Here is an 18,953-nt window from a genome sequence, read left to right as displayed (position 1 = left end):
GTCAGACGATGCACGACGATCAGCCCACGCCCCCGACCTATGTGGTCGGTGACGTGCACGGACACCGGGACGAGCTGGCCGAAGCGCTCCGGGAGAAGGGGCTGATCGACTCCGACGACGACTGGTCGGGCGGGGAAGCGACCCTGTGGTTCCTCGGCGACTTCGTCGATCGGGGGCCCGACGGCGTCGGCGTCATCGACCTGGTGATGCGGCTGGAACGGCAGGCCGCCACCGCGGGCGGGCGCTGCGGGACGCTGCTAGGCAACCACGAGATCCTGCTGCTCGGGATGTACCACTTCGGCGACACCGAGGTGCCGTCCGACTTCGGGCCGCGCAGCTTCGCCCGCAGCTGGGAGATCAACGGCGGGCTGCTCGAAGACCAGGACAGGCTCACCCCGCAGCACATCGAATGGCTGACGTCCCGCCCGATGCTGACGCTGGCCGCCGACCACCTGCTGATGCATTCGGACACGCTCGAGTACCTCGGCTGGGGCGAGGACATCGACGAGATCAACGCCCGTGGCCGCGAGATCCTCGAAGGCAGCGACATCCAGGCCTGGTGGGACGTGTGGCGGCGGATGACCACGCGGTACGCCTTCCGTGGCCCGGACGGCGCCGACGTCGCGCAGCAGCTCATGGACCGGCTCGGCGGCGAACGCATCGTGCACGGGCACAGCGTCATCGCCGATCAGCTCGGGATCCACCCCGCGCAGATCGAGGGGCCGTACCTCTACGCGGGCGGGAAGGCGCTGGGGATCGACGGCGGGTTGTTCGTCGGTGGCCCGTGCCTCATCGTGCCGCTGCCGTGGGAACCCGAGGACTGAGCCAGGCGGGTCCGGTTGGGCACCCTGAAGTACATGAAGGCCCCCTTCATTGCGCCAGGCGCAATGAAGGGGGCCTTCACGTACTTCAGGGACGAGCGCAGGGCGGCGGTAGCGTGGTCGGGGCACGTCTTCCGGCGGGCTGCCGGGCCCCGCCACCGCCGACGTTGCGAAAGCCACTTTCGCAACCTTCAACGTTGCGAAAGTGGCTTTCGCAACCCCCGGTCAAGCCTCACGGGAGCTCCACGATCTCCTTGCCCAGCGGCATCAGCGAGACCGGGATCATCTTGAAGTTCGCCACGCCCAGCGGGATCCCGATGATCGTGACGCACAGCGCGATCCCGGTCAGCACGTGCCCGATCGAGAGCCACAGCCCGGCGAAGAGGAACCAGATGACGTTCCCGATCGTCGACGCCGCCCCGGCGTCGCGCCGGTCCACCACCGTGCGGCCGAACGGCCAGAGCGCGTACGCCGCGATCCGGAACGACGCCAGCCCGAACGGGATGGTGACGATCAGGACGCAGCAGATGACGCCGGCGACGACGTAGCCGAGTGCCATCCACAGGCCGCACAGCACGAGCCAGATGACGTTCAGGATCAGGCGCATCAGACGTGCAACTCCCCGCTGGCCACGGTGACCGCCTGCCCCGAGAGCAGGACGCGGTCGCCTTCGAGCTTCATCCGCACGATTCCGCCGCGGGCCGAGGCCTGTTCGCCGACGAGCTCGTCCCGGCCGAGGCGAGCGGCCCAGTACGGCGCCAGGACGCAGTGCGCGGAGCCGGTGACCGGGTCTTCGTCGATGCCGACGCCCGGCGCGAAGAACCGGGTGACGAAGTCGATCCCGGCCACGTCACCCGGCGCGGTGACCATCAGCCGTCCGTTCCAGTGCGCGCGCAGCGCGGCTAGGTCCGGGGCGAGCGAGCGCACCACGGACGCGTCGTCCACCACCGCGAACAGGTTGTGCTTGCTGCGCCCGACGTACTCGAACCCCAGGCCCGGCAGGATGGACGACAGATCGTCGTCCGACTCGCGGGGCGGATCCGACGGGAAGTCCATCGACACCCAGCCGTCTTCGGCGCGGCAGCGCAGCTCGCCGCTTTTCGTGGTGAAGGTCTGTTCGCCGCCGAGGACGTGCGTGGTCGCCAACGTCGCGTGCCCGCACAGGTCGACCTCGGTCTCCGGTGTGAACCAGCGAAGCGACTTCGGCCCGTCGCCACCGACCTCGACGAAGGCCGTCTCGGCGTGCTTCAACTCGGCGGCGACGGACTGCATCCAGCCCGCGTCGCCCGGCGAGTCCAGCAGCACGACGCCGGCGGAGTTACCGGCGAAGGCCTCGGAGGTGAAGGCGTCGACGATGTAGAGGCGCATGCCTTCGACGATATCGGCCGCCGCCGGACCCGGCCTCCGGGTTTCCCCCGAGGTGACGTGGCCGCGGTCACCGGCGTCTCACGTTTCCCGGGTCCGCGCCCAGCCCGAGGTAGAGATCGATCCACTGCCGATCGATGCCGGTGAGGTCGTTGCCGTCGCAATAGGGCTTGGCGCCGTTGGCGGTGTAATAGCGGAGCAGGGCGAGAGTCTCGTCGGTGCGCTGGAGCTTCTCGTCGGTGTAGCGGGGGCCGGGCGCCCGCGGCTGGTGCTTCATGCAGGTCAGCTCGGTCACGACGCCTTCGGTGGTTTCGTCGTCGAACCGGGGGCCGGGATCGGGAGCCGTCCCGGAACACGCCGTGACGACGGCACAGAAGATCAGCGCGCCCAGGACCGATCGGCGCTCGTTCATCGGGCACCGCCCAGTTTCGCCAGCGTGTCCCTCGCCGTCCGCGCGTCGGCCACGGAGAAGTGCGGGTTGACGCGCAGGGCTTCGGCGAGTGCCTCGCGGGCCTCGGCGGTCCGGCCGAGGCCCGCGAGGATCATGCCGCGGTGATAAGCGAACGAAGCGCTGCGCCAGCCGGTGCTCGCCGCCCGGTCGGCGTAGGTCAGGGCCTCGGCGTCCCGGCCGTTGAGGTGCAGCGCCCAGGCGAGGGCGTCCGCGACGAACACGGGTTGCCGGCGTCCCCATTCCGCCTGCGCGTACTTGAGCGCTTGTCCGGCATCGCCGCGGTCCGCGGCGACCAGCGACGCTTCGAGGTCGACGTTCGAGCCGGAGGCCACTTCGAGGCGTCGCTCTTCCTCGAAGAGCCGGTAGTGGCGTTCGGCGGCGTCCGGCGCGCCCGCCGACGTCAGCAGCAGGGCGTACTCGCGCAGGTTTCCGACGTTCGGCTGACGGGTCACGAGATCCTGATAGTCCGCGATGGCCTGGCCGATCCGCCCGCGAGCCGCCGCGACCTTGGCCCTTCCTTGCCGCAGTGAGGTTTCCTCGGGCGCGGCACGCAGCCCCGTCTCGAAATGGCGCTCCGCGGTGTCGAGGTCTCCGTTGTCGAAGGCGAGTTCGCCGAGCAGGCCGCGGCAGAACGCGACGTCCCCTGGATCGATGGCGTCCGCGAGCGCGCGATCGAGCGCGCGCCGGGCGTCGTCGACCTGGCCGTGGATTTCGAACTCGTAGGCGGCGCGGGTGAACGAGGGGACCCCCGGCTTGAGGTCGAGCATCCGCTGCACCGCGGCGGTGGCCGCGGTGGTGTCCCCGAGCTGGGTGTAGGCGTCGTTGAGGACGCCGTGGACCTCGGCGTTGTCCGGAAGCGCGGCCTTGGCTTTCTCACCCCAGTCGCGAGCGGCGGCGAAGTCGTGCCGCGCGTTGGCGAGCGCTCCCATGCCCGCGAACGCGATCCCGTTGCCGTCGGGTTGCTGCGCCAGGGACTTCCGCAACGCCTCCTCGGCTTTCGGGAAGAGCGCCGGGTCCGCCTCGACCCGCGCCAGCTCGACATAGGCGGCGCCGAGTTCGGCCAGGGTCCCCGGATCCCGCGACCCCTTCGCCAGCTTGGCTTCCGCCGCCCGGATCGCGCGGTCGAGGGTGTTCACCCCGCCCCGCGCTCCTTCCGTGACGGCCGGTGGGGGATCGGCCGGGACGAGCGCGGCGATACCGACGATGAGCAGGCTCGCGCCGAAAACGACCGGGAGAGAGCGTTTCCCGAATCGGGTTTTCTTCGTACCTGTCGTGCTTTCGGAGATGTCGCGGGACATCGGGTCCGCCTTCCGGAAGTGGGGTGGTGGCCGCCGCCGTCGCCGCGGCGGCCACCGGGGGAGGGGGATCAGCCGCCGGACGACGGCGAGTTGACCGCCTTGGTGTTCGGCAGGGCGACGTAGGGGAACACCGGCTCGAAGGGGACGTCGTTCCGGTCCACCCGGTCTCCCGCGGCGAGCGCCTTGACGATGCCGCTGACCGCGGCGCCTTCCAGCGCCTGGACGCTGATGTCGAGCGCGTCGTCGGCCAGCCTCCGGCCGTTCGGGAACCCTTGGAGGTCACCGCCGAGCACGCCGAGCCGGTTGGGCCGCGCGGTGACGGGGATCGAGGTGTTCAGCCGAAGCTGCTCCGACGGCGCGAACCGGGCCGGGTCGACGTCGGCGTTGTCGAGCTGCGAGTTGAGCGTCTGATCGATCCGGTCACCGGACTTCCTGGTGATCCCGGTCAGATAGATCTCCGTCAGATCGTCGCGGGGCTTGGCGGGCGCGGGGATGCCGTAGAACCGCTGGACGAGGTCCGGTACCTCCGGGTTGCGCACCTTGTTCACCAGCGCGGGCACCGTCCGGTCCTGCTCCGGCAGGAGCGAGTTGAACCGGTCCTTCAACCCGGCGGGCACGACGACCTCGTTCACCAGCGGGTTGCCCAATCGCGAGACCTGGACGTCGGCGCCGAGCGATCGCTGCGTACCGGGGGTGCGCACCGTGATCGAACCGCGTTCGGTGTCGCTCCAGACCCCGATGACGGGGTTGCGGGCAGGGTCGCCGCGGAGCGTCAGCGTGCTCTTGGGCACCTGGAGCGCCACGGTGTTCACGTTGAAGCCCGCCACCGTGTCCTGCCCGACCTCGGACAGGTCCTTGCCGTAGAGCAGATCGAAGATCCGCAGGTCGAGGAAGAACGGGTCGTCCGCCTGCCCGGCGAACGTCTTCCCGCCCGGGACCGCGGTGATCGCCTGGTCCCGGAGGGCGCGGTAGTTCGGCATCGAGGCCGGGCCGACGTTCGACGGCGCGACCTTCCCGTTGGTGACCAGGTTCGTGACCCGTCCGGCAGCCCTGTCGATCACCGACAGGGTGTAGGTCTGCCGGAACAACAGATCCTCGTCGTCCAGCGACGTGACCGGATCGTCGTTGTAGAGGAAGGTGTCGTTCCCCCGCCGGTCGTCGGTGCGGAAGTTCCACCGGTAGGTCAGGTCCGCCTTCGCGTCACCGTTGTTGTCGATGTTGATGTCGTAGTGGGCGTCCGTGGCCCACGGGTAGAAGTTCGGTCCACCGTTCGGTTCCTCGAACGGGTACCAGTTCGCGATCAGGGTCACGGTGTCCGGTCTGTCCGGACTGACGAACGCGTACACGTCGGTGTTGTCCACCGGCGGGTCGCCCGAGATCAGCGGGGCTTCCCGGTGGCTCGACGCGAACGCCGGACCGGCCGAAAGCCCGGCGAGAGCACTCGCCAGGACCGTGGCCACGACCGTGATGGCCGAGGCGGCCGCTCTTCGCCGCGAAACGACACGACGGCGAGCAGGATGGGGTGCAGCCATTTCCATTCCCTTTCTCGAAACGCGTCGCGGGAAAGGACAGGCACGCTGCCCTCGGCCGGACGCCGGATTCCGATGGTGGGCGCCGGCGTCAGTGGGAATGTTGTGGAAGTGTTGTGGCGCGGGCGGAGCGACGTCTCCACTTGCAGGTGGCCGCGGTCACGCCACGTTCCTAGACTCGACGCGTCGCTGTCGCCGAACGCAGGAGTCTCCATGCCCGACGCCCCCGCAGTACCGAGCTACGCATCGGGAATCTCGGACACCCCGCTGCTGGGGGACACCATCGGTGACAACTTCGACCGCACCGTCGCCGCCTTCGGTGACCGGGACGCGCTCGTCGACCGCGCCGCCGGGAAACGCTGGACCTACACCGAACTCGCGGCCGAGGTGGACGCGCTCGCGCTGGGCCTGCTCGACCTCGGGATCGCCAAGGGCGACCGCGTCGGCATCTGGTCACCGAACCGCTGGGAGTGGACCTGCGTCCAGTACGCGACCGCGAAGATCGGCGCGATCCTGGTCAACATCAACCCGGCGTACCGCTCGCACGAACTCGAATACGTGCTGAACCAGGCCGGGATCAAGCTCATCGTGGCCGCGAACTCGTTCAAGACCTCCGATTACGCGGGCATGATCGCCGAAGCGGGGCCGAAATGCCCGGCGCTGGAGCACGTCGTGCTGCTCGACAGCCCGGAGTGGCCGTCGATGCTGGAGATCGGCCATCGGGCCGACCGCGCGCCGCTGGTGAAGCGGCAGGCAGAACTCTCCGCGGACGACCCGATCAACATCCAGTACACCTCAGGCACCACCGGGTTCCCCAAGGGCGCCACCCTCAGCCACCACAACATCCTCAACAACGGCTACTTCGTCGGCGAACTCTGCAACTACACCGAAGCGGACAAGATCTGCATCCCCGTGCCCTTCTACCACTGCTTCGGCATGGTGATGGGCAATCTCGCCGCGACGACCCACGGCGCGTGCATGGTCATCCCGGCGCCCGCGTTCGAGCCGAAGGCCACCCTCGAAGCCGTCGCGGCCGAGAAGTGCACGTCCCTGTACGGGGTCCCGACGATGTTCATCGCCGAACTGGCCGACCCGGATTTCGCCGCCCACGACCTGTCCTCGCTGCGCACCGGGATCATGGCGGGTTCGCCGTGCCCGGTCGAGGTGATGAAGCAGGTCATCGACCGGATGGGGATGGCGGAGGTGTCGATCTGCTACGGCATGACCGAGACGTCGCCGGTGTCCACGCAGACCCGCGCGGACGATTCGGTGGAACGGCGGGTGTCGACGGTCGGGCGGGTCGGGCCGCATCTGGAGGTCAAGGTCGTCGATCCGGAGACCGGGCTGACCGTGCCGCGCGGCGAACCGGGCGAACTCTGCACCCGGGGTTACTCGGTCATGCTCGGTTACTGGGAGCAGGCCGACAAGACGGCCGAGGCGATCGACGCGGCGCGGTGGATGCACACCGGAGACCTCGCGATCATGGACGCCGACGGCTACGTCAACATCACCGGCCGGATCAAGGACATGGTCATCCGCGGCGGCGAGAACCTGTACCCGCGCGAGATCGAGGAGTTCCTCTACACCCATCCGGACATCCTCGACGCGCAGGTCATCGGCGTCCCGGACGAGAAGTACGGCGAGGAACTGATGGCGTGGGTCCGCATGCGCGAGGGCGCGGAGCCGCTGACGGCCGAAGCCGTGCGGGAGTTCTGCGAGGGGAAGCTGGCGCGCTACAAGATCCCGCGGTACGTCCACGTCGTCGAGGAGTTCCCGATGACGGTGACCGGCAAGGTGCGCAAGGTCGAAATGCGGGCGGAGTCGATCAGCATCCTGGGGCTCGAAAAGGCCGCGGCGACCAAGCACGCCTGACACTTCCGGGGGCTGAAGGACGCTTTCACCGCATGAGATGCGGTGAAAGCGTCCTTCAGCCCTAGGCCGCGGTGTTGGCGGCGGCCGCGGCGATCGCCTTCGCGTCTTCTTCGCCGAAGGTCTCTTCGAGGTTCTCCGGCGAGTAGTCGAGGTCGATCTGCTCCACCGGCATCCCGCGCGCGGACTCGATCGCGCCGAGACGCCGCTGCGCCCGGTCGGCCGCGTACTGGATGATCTCCTCGGGATCGTTGTCGAACGGGATCTCCTCGAACTGGTCCTGCACCCACTGGATCATGCCCAGCGCGTGGGGGAGCAGTTCGCCCATCCGCTGCTGCACCGCGTCCCACAGCGAATCGTCCGCGGCGACGTGCCGGCGGCAGGTGAAGGTTCCCCAGGCCATGTGGCGGCGTTCGTCGTCGCCGATGCGGCGCACCAGTTCCTGCATTCCCGGCAGGATGTCGTGCTGCGTGCAGATCAGCTGCCAGGAGTAGTACCCGGTCAGCGCGAGGCTGCCTTCGATGACGTGGTTGTAGGTGACGCTCGCGCGGATCTGGTTGAGCGGGCTGGGATCGTCTTCCAGCGCACGCAAGGACTGCGGCAGCTCTTCGTAGAAAAGCTTGCGGTAGTGGGGATTCTCCGCGACGTACGGATGCAGGTCCCCGGTCAGCCCGACGGCGTCCATCCAGCGGCGGAACACCTCGGTGTGCTTGGCCTCCTCGAAACAGAACTGCGTCAAGTACATCTCGTCGCCGAAGCGGCCCGTCGCGGACATCGCCCGCATGAACGGCTGGATGTCTTCGGTGACCGCCTCTTCCCCCGCGATGAACTGCGCCACCAGATAGGTCGTCGACCGCTGTTGCTCCGGGTTGAGACTGTCCCAGCCCTCGCGTTCGCGGGAGAAGTCGATGTCGGCGGGGTTCCAGAACTTCTGGTTGCCCTTGACGAACAGCCGCAGCGGGAACGAGTCCCAGTTCAGCCCGCCCTTGCGCAGTGAGGAAAAACCGGTCCGCAGTTCGGAGAGCGTGTCGGTCATGGTGTCCCCTTCGAATCGGTGGTCAGCGCCCGTATCGCGGGTGCCAGCACGGCGACGACGGCCGCCGCGGCCTCGTCGGCCGGATGCGTCGGCATGACGAGATGGGACAGGGAAAGCCGCACGACGGTCTCGGCCAGCAGCGTGGCGGATTCCGGGGAGAGCGACGGCTCGAACTCGCGGTACTGCCCGGCCGCGACCTCGGTGGCCGCGGTCAGGATCGGTTCGCCCTTGGTGGTGAGCAAGGGAAGAAGGTCCTCGCCCGCTTCGGTGCCCAGCGTGGTGGCGACGAGCCGGTTCTCGCGGGCGTGCTCGATCGTGTACACGACCGCCTCGCGGATCCCGTCGCGCAGGTCGAGCGCGTCCTGGACGCGCAGGCGGATGCCTTCCAGGAACTCCGAAGTCGTCCGGAGGACCACGGCTTCGGCGAGCGTGCCCTTGTTGCCGAACTCGTTGTAGACGGTCTGCCTGCTCACCCCGGCGCGGGCGGCGACGTCCGCCATCCGCAGTGCCGTGTAGCCGTGCTCGGTGAGCAGCTCGGTGGCCGCGTCGAGCAGTGCCTCCCGCAGTGAGGCCTTGGTCCGATCGGAGAAGCTCGTGATCTCGCCCACACTTCCAGCTTGACACAGATCACGCGTATGTCAAAGAAGTTGACGAGTACCTGTCCGGTGTAAATCTGTCGGTGGTGGCGGTTACCGTGATCGTGTGGGCATCACCGTGGGGTTCGACCTCGACATGACACTGATCGATCCGCGGCCTGGCATGGTCGCGGTGATGAACGCGCTCGGCGTGGAGTCCGGCCTGCCGCTGGACGGCGAATACTTCGCGGCCAACCTCGGCCCGCCCCTCGACGCCAGCCTGCGGGGCTTCGGGGCGCCGGAGGAGCGGATCCCGGAGCTGGTGGCGCGGTTCCGCGCGATGTACCCGGACACGGTCGTGCCCGTGACGGTCGCGATGCCCGGCGCGGCCGAAGCACTGCACGCGGTCCGTGAGGCGGGCGGGCGCACCGTCGTCGTCACGGGCAAGTACGCGCCCAACGCGAAACTCCACCTGGACGCGCTCGGTATGGAGGTCGACGTCCTGGTCGGAGAGCTGTGGTCGACCGAGAAGGCCGCCGCGCTCACCGAGCACGGCGCCCGTGTCTACGTCGGGGACCACCTCGGCGACATCCGCGGCGCGCTGGCGGCGGGCGCGGTCCCCATCGGGGTCACGACCGGCCCGTGCACCAAGGAGGAACTGCTCGCGGAAGGGGCCGACGTGGTCTTCGACTCGCTGACCGAGTTCCCCGGCTGGCTCAGCTCTTTCGGCGAGCCTCGCGGATCAGGGCGATCAGACCGAGGGCCAGTCCCAGCGGAGTGATCACGCCCGCCGCGGCGGACAGCCACACCGGCAGGTTCTCCAGCCCGGCGGCGAACAGCACGAACACCGCCGTCACGGCGAGCATGCCGAGCGCGAACAGGCCGATGCCGACGCGCATGAGGATCGGCTTGCCGGGCTTTTCGGGGACGGCCACAGCGGCCTCCTTTACTGCGGTCTCCATGAAGCAGAGGGTATCCGCCGGTATCCGCTTCTCCACAGGGCGTGTGGCGAGATACGCTTATGGGACGCGCGCCCTGGGTACGCCCCCGGGCGCGTTCGTTGTGAGCAGGACAGCAAAGGACTGGTGAGGGAAGTGCCGACCGGCAAGGTCAAGTGGTACGACGCGGAGAAGGGTTTCGGTTTCGTCACCCAGGATGGGGGCGCCGACGTCTACATCCGTAAAGCCGCGCTGCCGCAGGGCGTCGAAGGGCTCAAGGCCGGCCAGCGCCTCGAGTTCGGTGTCGCCGACGGCCGCCGCGGCCCGCAAGCGCTCTCCGTCCGGCTGCTGGACCCGCCGCCGTCGGTCGCCGAGGCGCGCCGCCGTCCCGCCGAGGAGCTGCACGGGCTCATCGAGGACATGATCAAGCTGCTCGAGCTCAAGGTGCAGCCGGACCTGCGGCGCAACCGCTACCCGGACCGGAAGAATACGAAGCAGATCGCCGAGATCATGCGCGCCGTCGCCCGGGACCTCGATCCCTGATCGGCGCCCCCGCGGCCAAAGCGCGTGAAGGCCCCCTTCCCTCGGCTCAGCCGAGGGAAGGGGGCCTTCACGCGATTCAGCTCAGGGGAGATCCGCGAGTGGTAGCAAAGGTCCCTTGCTCCCTCAGGCGGCAGGCGGCTCGACCTGCAGCGACCAGATCGCCGTGGTGACCGCTTCGGCGTCCTCCGGACGCCCGGTCCGGCTCAGCACCGAAGCCTGCGCGACCTCGACGACGAGGATCTGGTCGTCGGGCCGCGGCGTCGTCACGGTGTAGGCGAACCGGTCCAGCGACGTGATGATGTCCTGCTTGAGCTCCTGCGGCTCGCCCTTGCCGTTCACGTACTGCACCGTGACCTTCCACGGCGTCTCCGCGATCGCGCCCGGCACCGAGATCTGCACCGGCTTCCCCGGCCGGACGCGGAGCTTGCCCGCGGCGTCGGGCTTGGTGGTGCACTGGGCGCTCTTGATGTCGCAGGAGGCCAGCGGGGCGACGTTCACCGTCTTTCCGTCGGCGAAGAAGGTCACCTCTTCGGGGCCGGGGGCCGCGCAACCGGCCACCACGAAACCACCCGCCGCGAGTAGGGCTGAAATACGAAGTCGCCGCATACGGTGAAGATTACGAGCCCGGCCGCCACCGGGAGTCACCGGGCTGCGAGGGGATCGGCGATTCGCTCGTCGGCTCCGGGCGCAACGGCCGGTCGCCGCCGAGCCCCGGGATCAGCGAAGTGCCGCGCCGCACCATGAACGTCTGCGTGAACCCGACGGCCAGCAGGATCGAAAGCACCAGGAAGCCGATCCAGTACGTCGGCGGCAGCAGCAGGCCGACGGCACCGCCGAAGCACCAGGACATCTGCAGCACGGTCTCCGACCGCCCGAACGCCGACGCGCGCGACTCTTCCGGCAGGTCCTCCTGGATGACGGCGTCCAGGCTGATCTTCGCCAGCGCGCTCGCGGTCGCGCCGACGAGCGCCACGATCGCCGCCGTCGCCAGCCCCGCCGCCACGGTGGCGATGATCGCGATGCCGAGACAGGCTCCGACGCAGGCCAGGATCACCTGATCCGGTTTGCCGAAGTGCAGCCGCGAGCCCAGCGCGTTGCCGAGGAAACCGCCGACGCCCGCCGCCGCGCCGATGACGCCGAGCAGCAGCAGCTGGTCGAAGGGGCTCTGCCCGCTGCCTTCGGCCTGCGCCTTCACCGCGAACGCGGAGAACATCATCAGGAACCCGGTCAGCACGCGGACGGTGCCGTTGCCCCACAGCGAGAGGACGATCTGCCGCCCCATCGGCTGCCGCTGCTTCTTGACCCGCCGTTCGGGATGCGCGGACAGCGACGCCGGCACCTCGCCTTCGGTCTTCTCGACCCAGGACGGGATGCGCATCGACTGCACCGCGGCCGCGACGCAGATCAGCATGGTGAACCACAGCGCGCCCTGCGAACCCCAGATCGCGTTGACCCCGCTCGCCAGCGCGCCGAACACACCGGCGGCGACCAGGCCGAACACGGTCAGCCGCGCGTTGGTCTTGGACAGCGTGATCTCCGGCGGCAGCACCCGTGGCGTCACGGCGGCCTTGAGCACGGTGAACGACTTCGAGAGCACCATCATGCCCAGCGCCGCCGGGTACAGCAGCCAGTCGTCGAAGTGCAGCGCCATCACGATCGCCATCAGCGCCTGCCCCGCCGAGGACACGCACATCGCGAGCCGGCGGCCACGCTGGATCTTGTCCAGCGCCGGGCCGATCACCGGCGCGACCAGCGCGAACGGGGCGATCGTGATGAGCAGGTAGAGCGCGACCTTGCCCTTGCTCTCCCCGCTGGTCGCGGCGAAGAACAAGGTGTTGGCCAGCGCGATCGCCATGGCGGCGTCGCTGGCGTAGTTCAGCATCACCGCGTACGTCAGCGACGTCAGGCCGGATTTGTCGGCGCCGTCCGCCTTCGCCGCGCGCTGGAAGGCTCCGACGGCCTGCCCGGTGAGCTGACGGCTGCGCATCGCCGCGACCCGGGTGACCGTGATCTTCTTCGGCATCTTCGGCAGTGAGCCGGCGCGTGGCGGAACCGCGGTCGTCGGGTGTTCGTGCGGCTGTTCCTGGGCGACCCGCGGCTCACCCGCGTAACCGCCGGTGTCGTAGTGCTCGTACTCGCCGCTGCCCGGCGGGTGCTCGTCGTAGAACCCGCCCGGGCGACGCCGGACGGGTTCGGTCTGCCGCTGCGAGGGATCCGGATACGGCCGCGCTCCGCGGGGCGGGGTTCGCGGCGGTGGTGGCGGCTGGTGGTGCCCCATCGGGATCGCGCCGGTGCGCGCCTCGTCGGCGGTCGGCCCGGCCGGATGCGGCTGGTACTGGGGTTGCGGACGGGCCGCGCGGGGCGGCACCGGCTGCTGGTCGACGCGGGTCGGCGGCGGCGCGGACCAGTCGCGCGCCTGGGCGGCCCCCGGCTCCGGCGTCCACTTCCGCTTGCTCTTTCGGCCACGCTCCTTGCCCGGCCTGCCGGAAGGCGTGCCGTCGCGTCCAGAGTTCGAGCCGAAGATTCCCACGCTTCAATCCTGCCTTACGCGGGTCTCGCTTCGCGCGTTCACCACTGCTTTCTAGGCGGCGGGGACGAATTTCACGCGGAACATCTTGGGCCAGAGCTTGCCGGTGAGCACGAACTCGTCGGTCCCCGGCACCGCCGCGATGCCGTTGAGGACGTCGGCGGAGCCTCGTTCCCCGGGAGCGAGCAGCCCGGACGCGTCGATCTCGCCGGTCACCCGCCCGGTCGCGGCGTCGATCCGGAGGATCCGGTCGGTCTGCCAGACGTTCGCGTACACGGAGGTCCCGACGCATTCCAGCTCGTTCAGCTGGTCACGGCCCACCTCGACGCTCCCCGTCGGGGCGAAGGTCACGGGGTCGCGGAAGGTCAGCTTCGACGAGCCGTCGCTCATCACCAGCCGCCCGTCTTGGTGGCAAAGGCCCCAGCCTTCGCCGGTGTACGTCACTCGCCTCAGCTCGGCCAGCGTCTTGGCGTCGCGTTCGATCGCGACGCCGTCCTGCCAGGTGATCTGCCAGGCCGTCTTCCCCAGCACGGTGATGCCCTCGCCGAACAGCCCGGGCAGTTCCTGCCGGACCGACGGCGCCGCGCCCGCAGGCCCGGCCCGCATCGAGGACTTCCCGACCAGGCCGGTCCCCTCGTACAGCGTCTCGCCGGAGAACTCGAGCCCTTGGGTGAAGGCGGCCGGGTCGTGGGGCAGGGTCGAGACCACCCGCACCTTCAGCTTCTCGGGCGCGGGCGGGGCGGCGTCGCTCACCGGCGCGGCGGCGCAGCCACCGAGGACGGCGGCCAGCAGGAGTGACATGGTCATCGGCGTACGCACCCGGACAGCCTGACACGGACCGCGATATCGCGTGCGGCAGAATGGGGGCATGACCCTGCTGCTGACCCTGGACGACGGCTCCATCCAGCGCAAACTCGCCGAAGCGGTCGATCTGGCCCGCGCGGCGGTGCTGGAGGACGCCGGTGCCGAACAGGTCGGCGCGCACGTCGGCGTGGACTCCGAGGACGCGGTCTCCGCGAGTCACCTGTTCGAGGCGACCGTGTCGGGTTATCGAGGCTGGCGCTGGTCGGTGACGGTCGCGCTCGCCGGTGAAGACGAGCCGATCACGGTCAGCGAGGTCGTGCTGATCCCCGGTCCGGAAGCGCGCGTCGCCCCGGCTTGGGTCCCGTGGGACCGGCGCGTCCAGGCGGGCGACCTCGGCGTCGGCGACATCTTCCCGGTGGAGAAGGACGACCCGCGGCTCGTCCCGGCGTACCTGGAGTCCGACGACCCCGCGGTCGAAGCGGTGGCCAAGGAGACCGGTCTCGGCCGGGTCCACGTGCTGTCCCGGTACGGCAGGCTCGACGCCGCCGCCCGCTGGCACGGTGGCGAGTTCGGCCCGCGGTCGGACATGGCGCGCAGCGCGCCGGACGTCTGCGGCAGCTGCGGTTTCTTCGTGCCGCTCGCCGGGTCGCTCAGCGCGGCCTTCGGCGCGTGCACCAACGACATCTCCCCGGCGGACGGTCATGTCGTCGACGTCGAGTACGGCTGCGGCGCGCATTCCGAGATCGAGGTCGAGGTGACCTCGTCGGTGCCGGTGGCGGAGCTGGTCTACGACGACTCGCTGATCGACTTCGAGCCCGCTCCGGAGACGCCCGCCGAGCCTGAGCCCGAGCCCGCCGAGGCCACCGTCGTCGACGAGTCCGAGGCCCCCGTCGCCGAGGCGCCGGAGACCGCCGAGGTCCAGCCGGAGGTCGAGCCGGAGGCCGCCGACGAAGCGCAGGTCGAAGCCGAAAGCGCCAGTGAGCACTGACCCGTTCGGCACCGAGCGGCTCCGCGCCGCCGTCCTGCGGGCGTGGGCGGATTCGCCGACGAGGTTCACCGAGGACACGAACACCGAGAACGACCTGCGGGTCGGTGGCTACCGCGATCGGCTGTTCGTCGAGCTGGCGCAGAACGCCGCCGACGCCGCCCTGGCCACCGGTGACCGCGGCACGCTCCGGGTGTCCGTTGTGGACGGTGAGCTGAGGGTCGCCAACACCGGTGCGCCGTTGGACGCTCGCGGAGTCGAATCCCTTGCCTCCCTTCGTGCTTCCGGCAAGGGCGAGGAGACCGTCGGCCGGTTCGGTGTCGGTTTCGCCGCCGTGCTCACGGTTTCCGCCGAGCCGAGGATCGTTTCGGTGACCGGTGGCGTCGCCTTCTCCGCGGAACGCACGCGTGCGGAAGCCGGGCGCACCGGCGACGTTCCCGTGCTGCGGCTGCCGTGGCCGGCCGCCGCCGACGAGCCTCCCGTGCCCGAGGGTTTCGCCACCGAGGTCCGTCTTCCGCTGCGCGAAGGCGTCGATGTCCGGGCCCTGCTGGCGGATCTGAAGAACGACATCGGTGATCTCCTGCTCACCCTGTCCTGGCTCGAAAGCATCGAGGTCGAGGGCGGTGTTTGGCGCCGGGCCGAGCTGGGCGACGGCGTCGTCGAGCTCGCGTCGCCGGACGGTTCCGAGCACTGGCAGGTGCATCGCGGTGAGGTCGTCTGGGCCGTCCCGCTCGACGGATCCGGTTCGCCCCGGCCGCTCGGCGAAGACGTCCTGCACGCGCCGACTCCGACCGACGACGAGCTTTCCCTGCCGGCCAGGCTGATCGCGACGGTGCCGATCGAGCCGTCCCGCCGCCGTGCGCTGCCGGGCCCGGAGCTCACGGCGGCGTTGAAGAACGCCGCGCGGGAGTACGTCGAACTCGTCCGTTCCTTGCCCGGCAAGGAACGGCTGGCGCTCGTGCCCGGTGCGGACTTCCCGCGTTCCACTGTGGACGGAACGCTGCGTGAGGCCATCCTCGAGAACCTTGCCGAGCTGCCCTGGCTGCCCGCGCAAGCGGGCGACGACTTGCCGGGGCGTCAGGCGCGTGTCCTTTCGGTGGACGTACCGGGATTGGCGCCGCTGCTGGCCGATCTCGTACCCGGATTGATTTCACTGTCCGGTGTGGACCTGCGCGCGGTCGGCGCACGGTCGCTTTCGCCCGCCGAGGCCATCGAGCTGCTGACCGGGGCCCAGCGCGAGCCCTCGTGGTGGCGCTCGCTCTACGACGTGTTGCTCCCGGCGCTCGAAGCGCACGATCTCACCAAGGACGACCTCGGCGCGTTGCCGGTGCCGATATCGGACGGCCGAACCTTGCCCGGCGTCCGCGACGCGTTGCTCGTCGGCGGCTCGGCGGAACTGCTCGAACTTCTGTCCGATGTGGACATCATCGGTCTGCGGCTGGTGCATCCGGGCGCCGCGCATCCGTTGCTGGAACGCTTGGGCGCCAAGCACGCCGAGGCGGGCGATCTGCTGGAAGCCGACGCGCTGAGCGCGGCCGTCGAGCGCAGCGTCGAAGACGTCCGGTCCGGTTTGGACGGTATGGCGCTCGCGGGCGCGGTGCTCCGCCTGATCGCCGAGGTCGGCGACGAGGCCCCCGAGTGGGCGGGCGCGCTGGCTCTGCCGAGCGAGGACGGCTGGCGTCGCGCGGACGAACTCGTCCTGCCGACGTCGCCGCTGGGCGACATCTTCGATCCCGAGGTGTTCGAAGAAGACGGCGCTTTGTCCGTGCTGGACGAGGAATTCGCCGAAGACTGGCCGGTGGCGACGCTCGTCGCGGTCGGCGTGCTCGATTCGTTCGCGATCGTCACCGACGACGAACCGCTGGAGCCCGAACACGGCCTGCCCGACGAGCACGACTGGTGGGATTCGCTGGAGCGCCCGCCGTCACGGGTGCTCGCCGTGCGCGATCTTGACCTCGTCGGCGACGACGCCTGGCCGGAGGCGCTGCGGTTGCTCGCGGCGCGCCCCGAAACCTGGCGTGCCCTCACCGAACCCGGCGGGCACACCGGCTGGTGGCTCGCGCGGTACGCGCTCCTGGACGGGCACGCGCCGCTCGATTGGCGGATGCCGGAAGCGTCCGCGCTGGCCGGGCTCTACGACGTCGTCCCGGATTCGGGGCTGAGCAAGGAGATCCTGCTCGCCGCCGGCGTCCGGACGGAGCTGGGTGCCGACGCCGAGGACGTCGAAGATCTCCTGGAGCGGCTCGGGGACCCCGAGCGCAAGGTGAGCCCCGGCCTCGCTTCCCGGGCGCATGCGGCCCTGGCCGAGTACACAGTGGACGTTCCCGCGCCGGATCGTGTCCGTGCCGCGGACGGCTCGGCCGTCGACGCTCGCGGCGCCGTCGTCCTCGACGTGCCGTGGTTCGCGGCCGTGCTGGCGCCGGAGCGGATGGTCGTCTCGGGGAGCGGCGCCGCCGCGCTGGCGGAACAGCTGGACCTGCCGGTGGCGAGCGGTCTCGACGCCAAGGTCACCGAAGACGGCGAGTACGTGCCGTGGACGGAGCTGTCCGCGCTCCGGCTGGCCGCCGATCAGCTCGGCGTCGAGCTGCCCGAAGGCGGCGTGCTGCTGCACGAGGCGCTGACGGTGACCTTCGAGGACGCGGAACACGAGGTCGCCTGGTGGTCCGATGGCAGGCTGCACGCCGCCGATACCCCCGAAGGCCTCGGCCGGGCCTTCGCCTGGGCCACGGACCGCTGGGGCGACCGCCACGTCCTGACGGCCCTGCTCGACGACCCCTCGCCCTCGGCCCTCCTGAACTGACCGCGTTTCGTCCTCTAGTTGCGGTACTTGCACGCGCAACTACCGCAACTAGAGGACTAAACGCGGCGGGCGAGGGCCGTCCGTACTCGGTGGACCATCGCCCGCGGGTCGCCGTAGAGCTCTTCCTTGGTGATGACGACGAACTCCCAGCCTTCCGCCTCGATGAGTGACCGCCGCCGGGCGTCCAAGCGCGGTTGCTCGCCCTCGAGGTGCCACGCGCCGTCGTACTCGATGGCGAGTTTGGCTTCGCGGATCGCGAGATCCAGGCGGCCGAGGAACCAAGTGTCTCGGTGAACCTCCACCTGTGGCTCCGCCACGATGTCATGGAGCCTCAGCCACACCCTGACCTCGGACTCCGGAATCGACTCCGCTCGCCCATCCGAGAGTGCCAGGGCCTGGCGAGCCCGGACGATGCCGTGGTCATGGCGGCCTCGCAGGTAGACCTCCAGCGCGTCGCGTTCGATGAATCCCGTGTGGAGCAGGACATCGAGGAAGCCGACCACGCGGGGCAAGGACCGATGGGGACGCGTGTCGGCCAGGATGTCCATCGTCATCCGCAAGGGTGTGGCGATCAGGCTGTCGCGCCAGGGCTCGAAATCCTCGCCGAGGAGCCTGGTGCGACGGAGTCGCGTTCCGGTCAGACCGTGAAAGCCCTTCTGCTCGGGTATGACGAATTCGACAGGATCATCCGCGAGCGCGAACGGGAACCCGCGCACCGCCGCGGCGGAGCAACCGGTCAGCACCGCGCCGCCGGGCACGACGAGTGCCGCGGCCTTGCACCGCAGCTCATGATCTCGGCGAAGACCAGCCGGGACATAGACGTCCTGGAACAGGCGGTTGTACAGACCCGAACGGAGCTGGGCGCGGGTGAGGTCCCCTTCGCTGACGGCATGGCTGCCGCGGAAGGGACCGGAGAACTCGCAGCAGGGATTTCTGGACATGACCCGACGATGACACCCGTCTCCGGCGCCACTCCCGTTTCAAGATCATCTTTGCCGCACTTGCCCACAACGCCCTTCGCCTGTGCACAACTTGCTCCCAGCCCGCGTTTCGTCCTCTAGTTGCGGTACTTGCACGCGCAAGTACCGCAACTAGAGGACTAAACGCGGGCTCCTGAAGTCGCTGAGCGTTCTTAAAGTCTTTGGGCGCTCTTCGAGCCCCGCCGGGCGGCGGCGCGCTGCCAGGCGATGATCGCGAGACCGATGAAGCCGAGCACGACGCCGGAGAACGCCGTCTGCACCCAGATGCCGTCGGTCACAAAGAACAGGACCACGGTCGCGACCGCCCAGAGCGAGGTACCTACGATCACGACCGGCGTCAGGTCGGTCAGCCGCTTCGGCAGCTCCGGCGTTGGCCGCAATGAACCGTTTACTTCCCCGGAATTGATCGATTCGCCCACGTGGGGAAGGGTA

At 69.6% G+C, this 18,953-nt stretch carries 19 protein-coding genes; 6 read left to right on the top strand and 13 right to left on the bottom strand.

Annotated elements, in window-relative coordinates:
- The first annotated feature begins 8 nt into the window (after positions 1–8).
- Positions 9–824, top strand: coding sequence for a metallophosphoesterase family protein (locus ACOCEP_RS07125; protein WP_482336434.1), 816 nt, complete (start codon positions 9–11; stop codon positions 822–824).
- A gap of 229 nt (positions 825–1,053) precedes the next feature.
- On the opposite strand, the gene ACOCEP_RS07120 is transcribed toward ACOCEP_RS07125, so the two are convergent.
- The 5 genes from ACOCEP_RS07120 to ACOCEP_RS07100 form a co-directional block, all read right to left on the bottom strand.
- Positions 1,054–1,428 carry a YccF domain-containing protein gene (locus ACOCEP_RS07120; protein WP_482336432.1) on the bottom strand — a complete coding sequence of 125 codons (375 nt, stop codon included), beginning with the start codon at positions 1,426–1,428 and terminating at the stop codon, positions 1,054–1,056.
- On the bottom strand, positions 1,428–2,189 hold the full coding sequence (locus ACOCEP_RS07115) for a PhzF family phenazine biosynthesis protein (protein ID WP_482336430.1): 762 nt from the start codon (positions 2,187–2,189) through the stop codon (positions 1,428–1,430). Before ACOCEP_RS07115 ends, ACOCEP_RS07120 begins: the two co-directional genes overlap by 1 nt.
- 67 nt (positions 2,190–2,256) lie before the next feature.
- Complete coding sequence (locus ACOCEP_RS07110; protein ID WP_482336429.1) at positions 2,257–2,598, bottom strand: hypothetical protein; 342 nt, start codon at positions 2,596–2,598, stop codon at positions 2,257–2,259.
- Positions 2,595–3,935 (bottom strand): tetratricopeptide repeat protein, encoded by a 1,341-nt coding sequence (locus tag ACOCEP_RS07105; protein ID WP_482336428.1) that lies wholly within the window; start codon positions 3,933–3,935, stop codon positions 2,595–2,597. Before ACOCEP_RS07105 ends, ACOCEP_RS07110 begins: the two co-directional genes overlap by 4 nt.
- 68 nt (positions 3,936–4,003) lie before the next feature.
- On the bottom strand, positions 4,004–5,467 hold the full coding sequence (locus ACOCEP_RS07100; RefSeq protein WP_482336427.1) for a DUF4331 domain-containing protein: 1,464 nt from the start codon (positions 5,465–5,467) through the stop codon (positions 4,004–4,006).
- Positions 5,468–5,677: 210 nt separating this feature from the next.
- Between ACOCEP_RS07100 and ACOCEP_RS07095 the strand changes: the two genes are divergently transcribed.
- Positions 5,678–7,336, top strand: coding sequence for an AMP-binding protein (locus tag ACOCEP_RS07095; protein WP_482336425.1), 1,659 nt, complete (start codon positions 5,678–5,680; stop codon positions 7,334–7,336).
- A 61-nt stretch (positions 7,337–7,397) separates the two neighbouring features.
- Here ACOCEP_RS07095 and ACOCEP_RS07090 read toward each other — a convergent pair whose 3' ends face one another.
- Together ACOCEP_RS07090 and ACOCEP_RS07085 are read right to left on the bottom strand one after the other, a co-directional pair.
- Positions 7,398–8,369, bottom strand: a complete 972-nt coding sequence (locus tag ACOCEP_RS07090) for a R2-like ligand-binding oxidase (protein ID WP_482336424.1) — start codon at positions 8,367–8,369, stop codon at positions 7,398–7,400.
- Positions 8,366–8,977, bottom strand: coding sequence for a TetR/AcrR family transcriptional regulator (locus ACOCEP_RS07085; RefSeq protein ID WP_482336422.1), 612 nt, complete (start codon positions 8,975–8,977; stop codon positions 8,366–8,368). The genes ACOCEP_RS07090 and ACOCEP_RS07085 overlap by 4 nt, the downstream gene beginning before the upstream one ends.
- Before the next feature lie 94 nt (positions 8,978–9,071).
- Here ACOCEP_RS07085 and ACOCEP_RS07080 point away from each other — a divergent pair, with 94 nt between their 5' ends.
- Entirely contained in the window at positions 9,072–9,725 is a 654-nt protein-coding gene (locus ACOCEP_RS07080; protein WP_482336421.1) for an HAD family hydrolase, read from the top strand.
- On the opposite strand, the gene ACOCEP_RS07075 is transcribed toward ACOCEP_RS07080, so the two are convergent.
- Complete coding sequence (locus ACOCEP_RS07075) at positions 9,661–9,906, bottom strand: hypothetical protein (RefSeq protein ID WP_126730429.1); 246 nt, start codon at positions 9,904–9,906, stop codon at positions 9,661–9,663. The two genes, ACOCEP_RS07080 and ACOCEP_RS07075, sit on opposite strands and share 65 nt — an antisense overlap.
- A 132-nt stretch (positions 9,907–10,038) precedes the next feature.
- Between ACOCEP_RS07075 and ACOCEP_RS07070 the strand changes: the two genes are divergently transcribed.
- On the top strand, positions 10,039–10,425 hold the full coding sequence (locus ACOCEP_RS07070; protein WP_016337551.1) for a cold-shock protein: 387 nt from the start codon (positions 10,039–10,041) through the stop codon (positions 10,423–10,425).
- Positions 10,426–10,548: 123 nt separating this feature from the next.
- Here the strand turns inward: ACOCEP_RS07070 and ACOCEP_RS07065 are convergent, their stop codons facing one another.
- From ACOCEP_RS07065 to ACOCEP_RS07055, 3 genes are read right to left on the bottom strand one after another with little or no spacing between them, the layout of a single operon-like run.
- The gene (locus ACOCEP_RS07065) at positions 10,549–11,031 is read right to left on the bottom strand and encodes a DUF2771 family protein (protein WP_482336420.1); all 483 of its coding nucleotides are present in this window, start codon (positions 11,029–11,031) and stop codon (positions 10,549–10,551) included.
- A gap of 10 nt (positions 11,032–11,041) precedes the next feature.
- Entirely contained in the window at positions 11,042–12,955 is a 1,914-nt protein-coding gene (locus ACOCEP_RS07060; protein ID WP_482336419.1) for an MFS transporter, read from the bottom strand.
- Between the two features lie 51 nt (positions 12,956–13,006).
- Entirely contained in the window at positions 13,007–13,771 is a 765-nt protein-coding gene (locus ACOCEP_RS07055; protein ID WP_482336417.1) for a glutaminyl-peptide cyclotransferase, read from the bottom strand.
- A gap of 49 nt (positions 13,772–13,820) precedes the next feature.
- Here ACOCEP_RS07055 and ACOCEP_RS07050 point away from each other — a divergent pair, with 49 nt between their 5' ends.
- Positions 13,821–14,744, top strand: a complete 924-nt coding sequence (locus ACOCEP_RS07050; protein WP_482336416.1) for a DUF3027 domain-containing protein — start codon at positions 13,821–13,823, stop codon at positions 14,742–14,744.
- Complete coding sequence (locus ACOCEP_RS07045; protein WP_482336415.1) at positions 14,734–17,541, top strand: sacsin N-terminal ATP-binding-like domain-containing protein; 2,808 nt, start codon at positions 14,734–14,736, stop codon at positions 17,539–17,541. The genes ACOCEP_RS07050 and ACOCEP_RS07045 overlap by 11 nt, the downstream gene beginning before the upstream one ends.
- A 56-nt stretch (positions 17,542–17,597) precedes the next feature.
- Here ACOCEP_RS07045 and ACOCEP_RS07040 read toward each other — a convergent pair whose 3' ends face one another.
- Both ACOCEP_RS07040 and ACOCEP_RS07035 read right to left on the bottom strand, forming a co-directional pair.
- Positions 17,598–18,482 (bottom strand): endonuclease domain-containing protein, encoded by an 885-nt coding sequence (locus tag ACOCEP_RS07040; RefSeq protein WP_482336414.1) that lies wholly within the window; start codon positions 18,480–18,482, stop codon positions 17,598–17,600.
- Between the two features lie 191 nt (positions 18,483–18,673).
- Positions 18,674–18,901, bottom strand: a complete 228-nt coding sequence (locus tag ACOCEP_RS07035; RefSeq protein WP_037335676.1) for a DUF2530 domain-containing protein — start codon at positions 18,899–18,901, stop codon at positions 18,674–18,676.
- Positions 18,902–18,953 lie beyond the last annotated feature (52 nt).

The organism is Amycolatopsis sp. CA-211722 (assembly GCF_056828465.1).
Note: the sequence above shows the minus strand (reverse complement) of the source record. Positions and strands in the feature narration are given on the sequence as shown.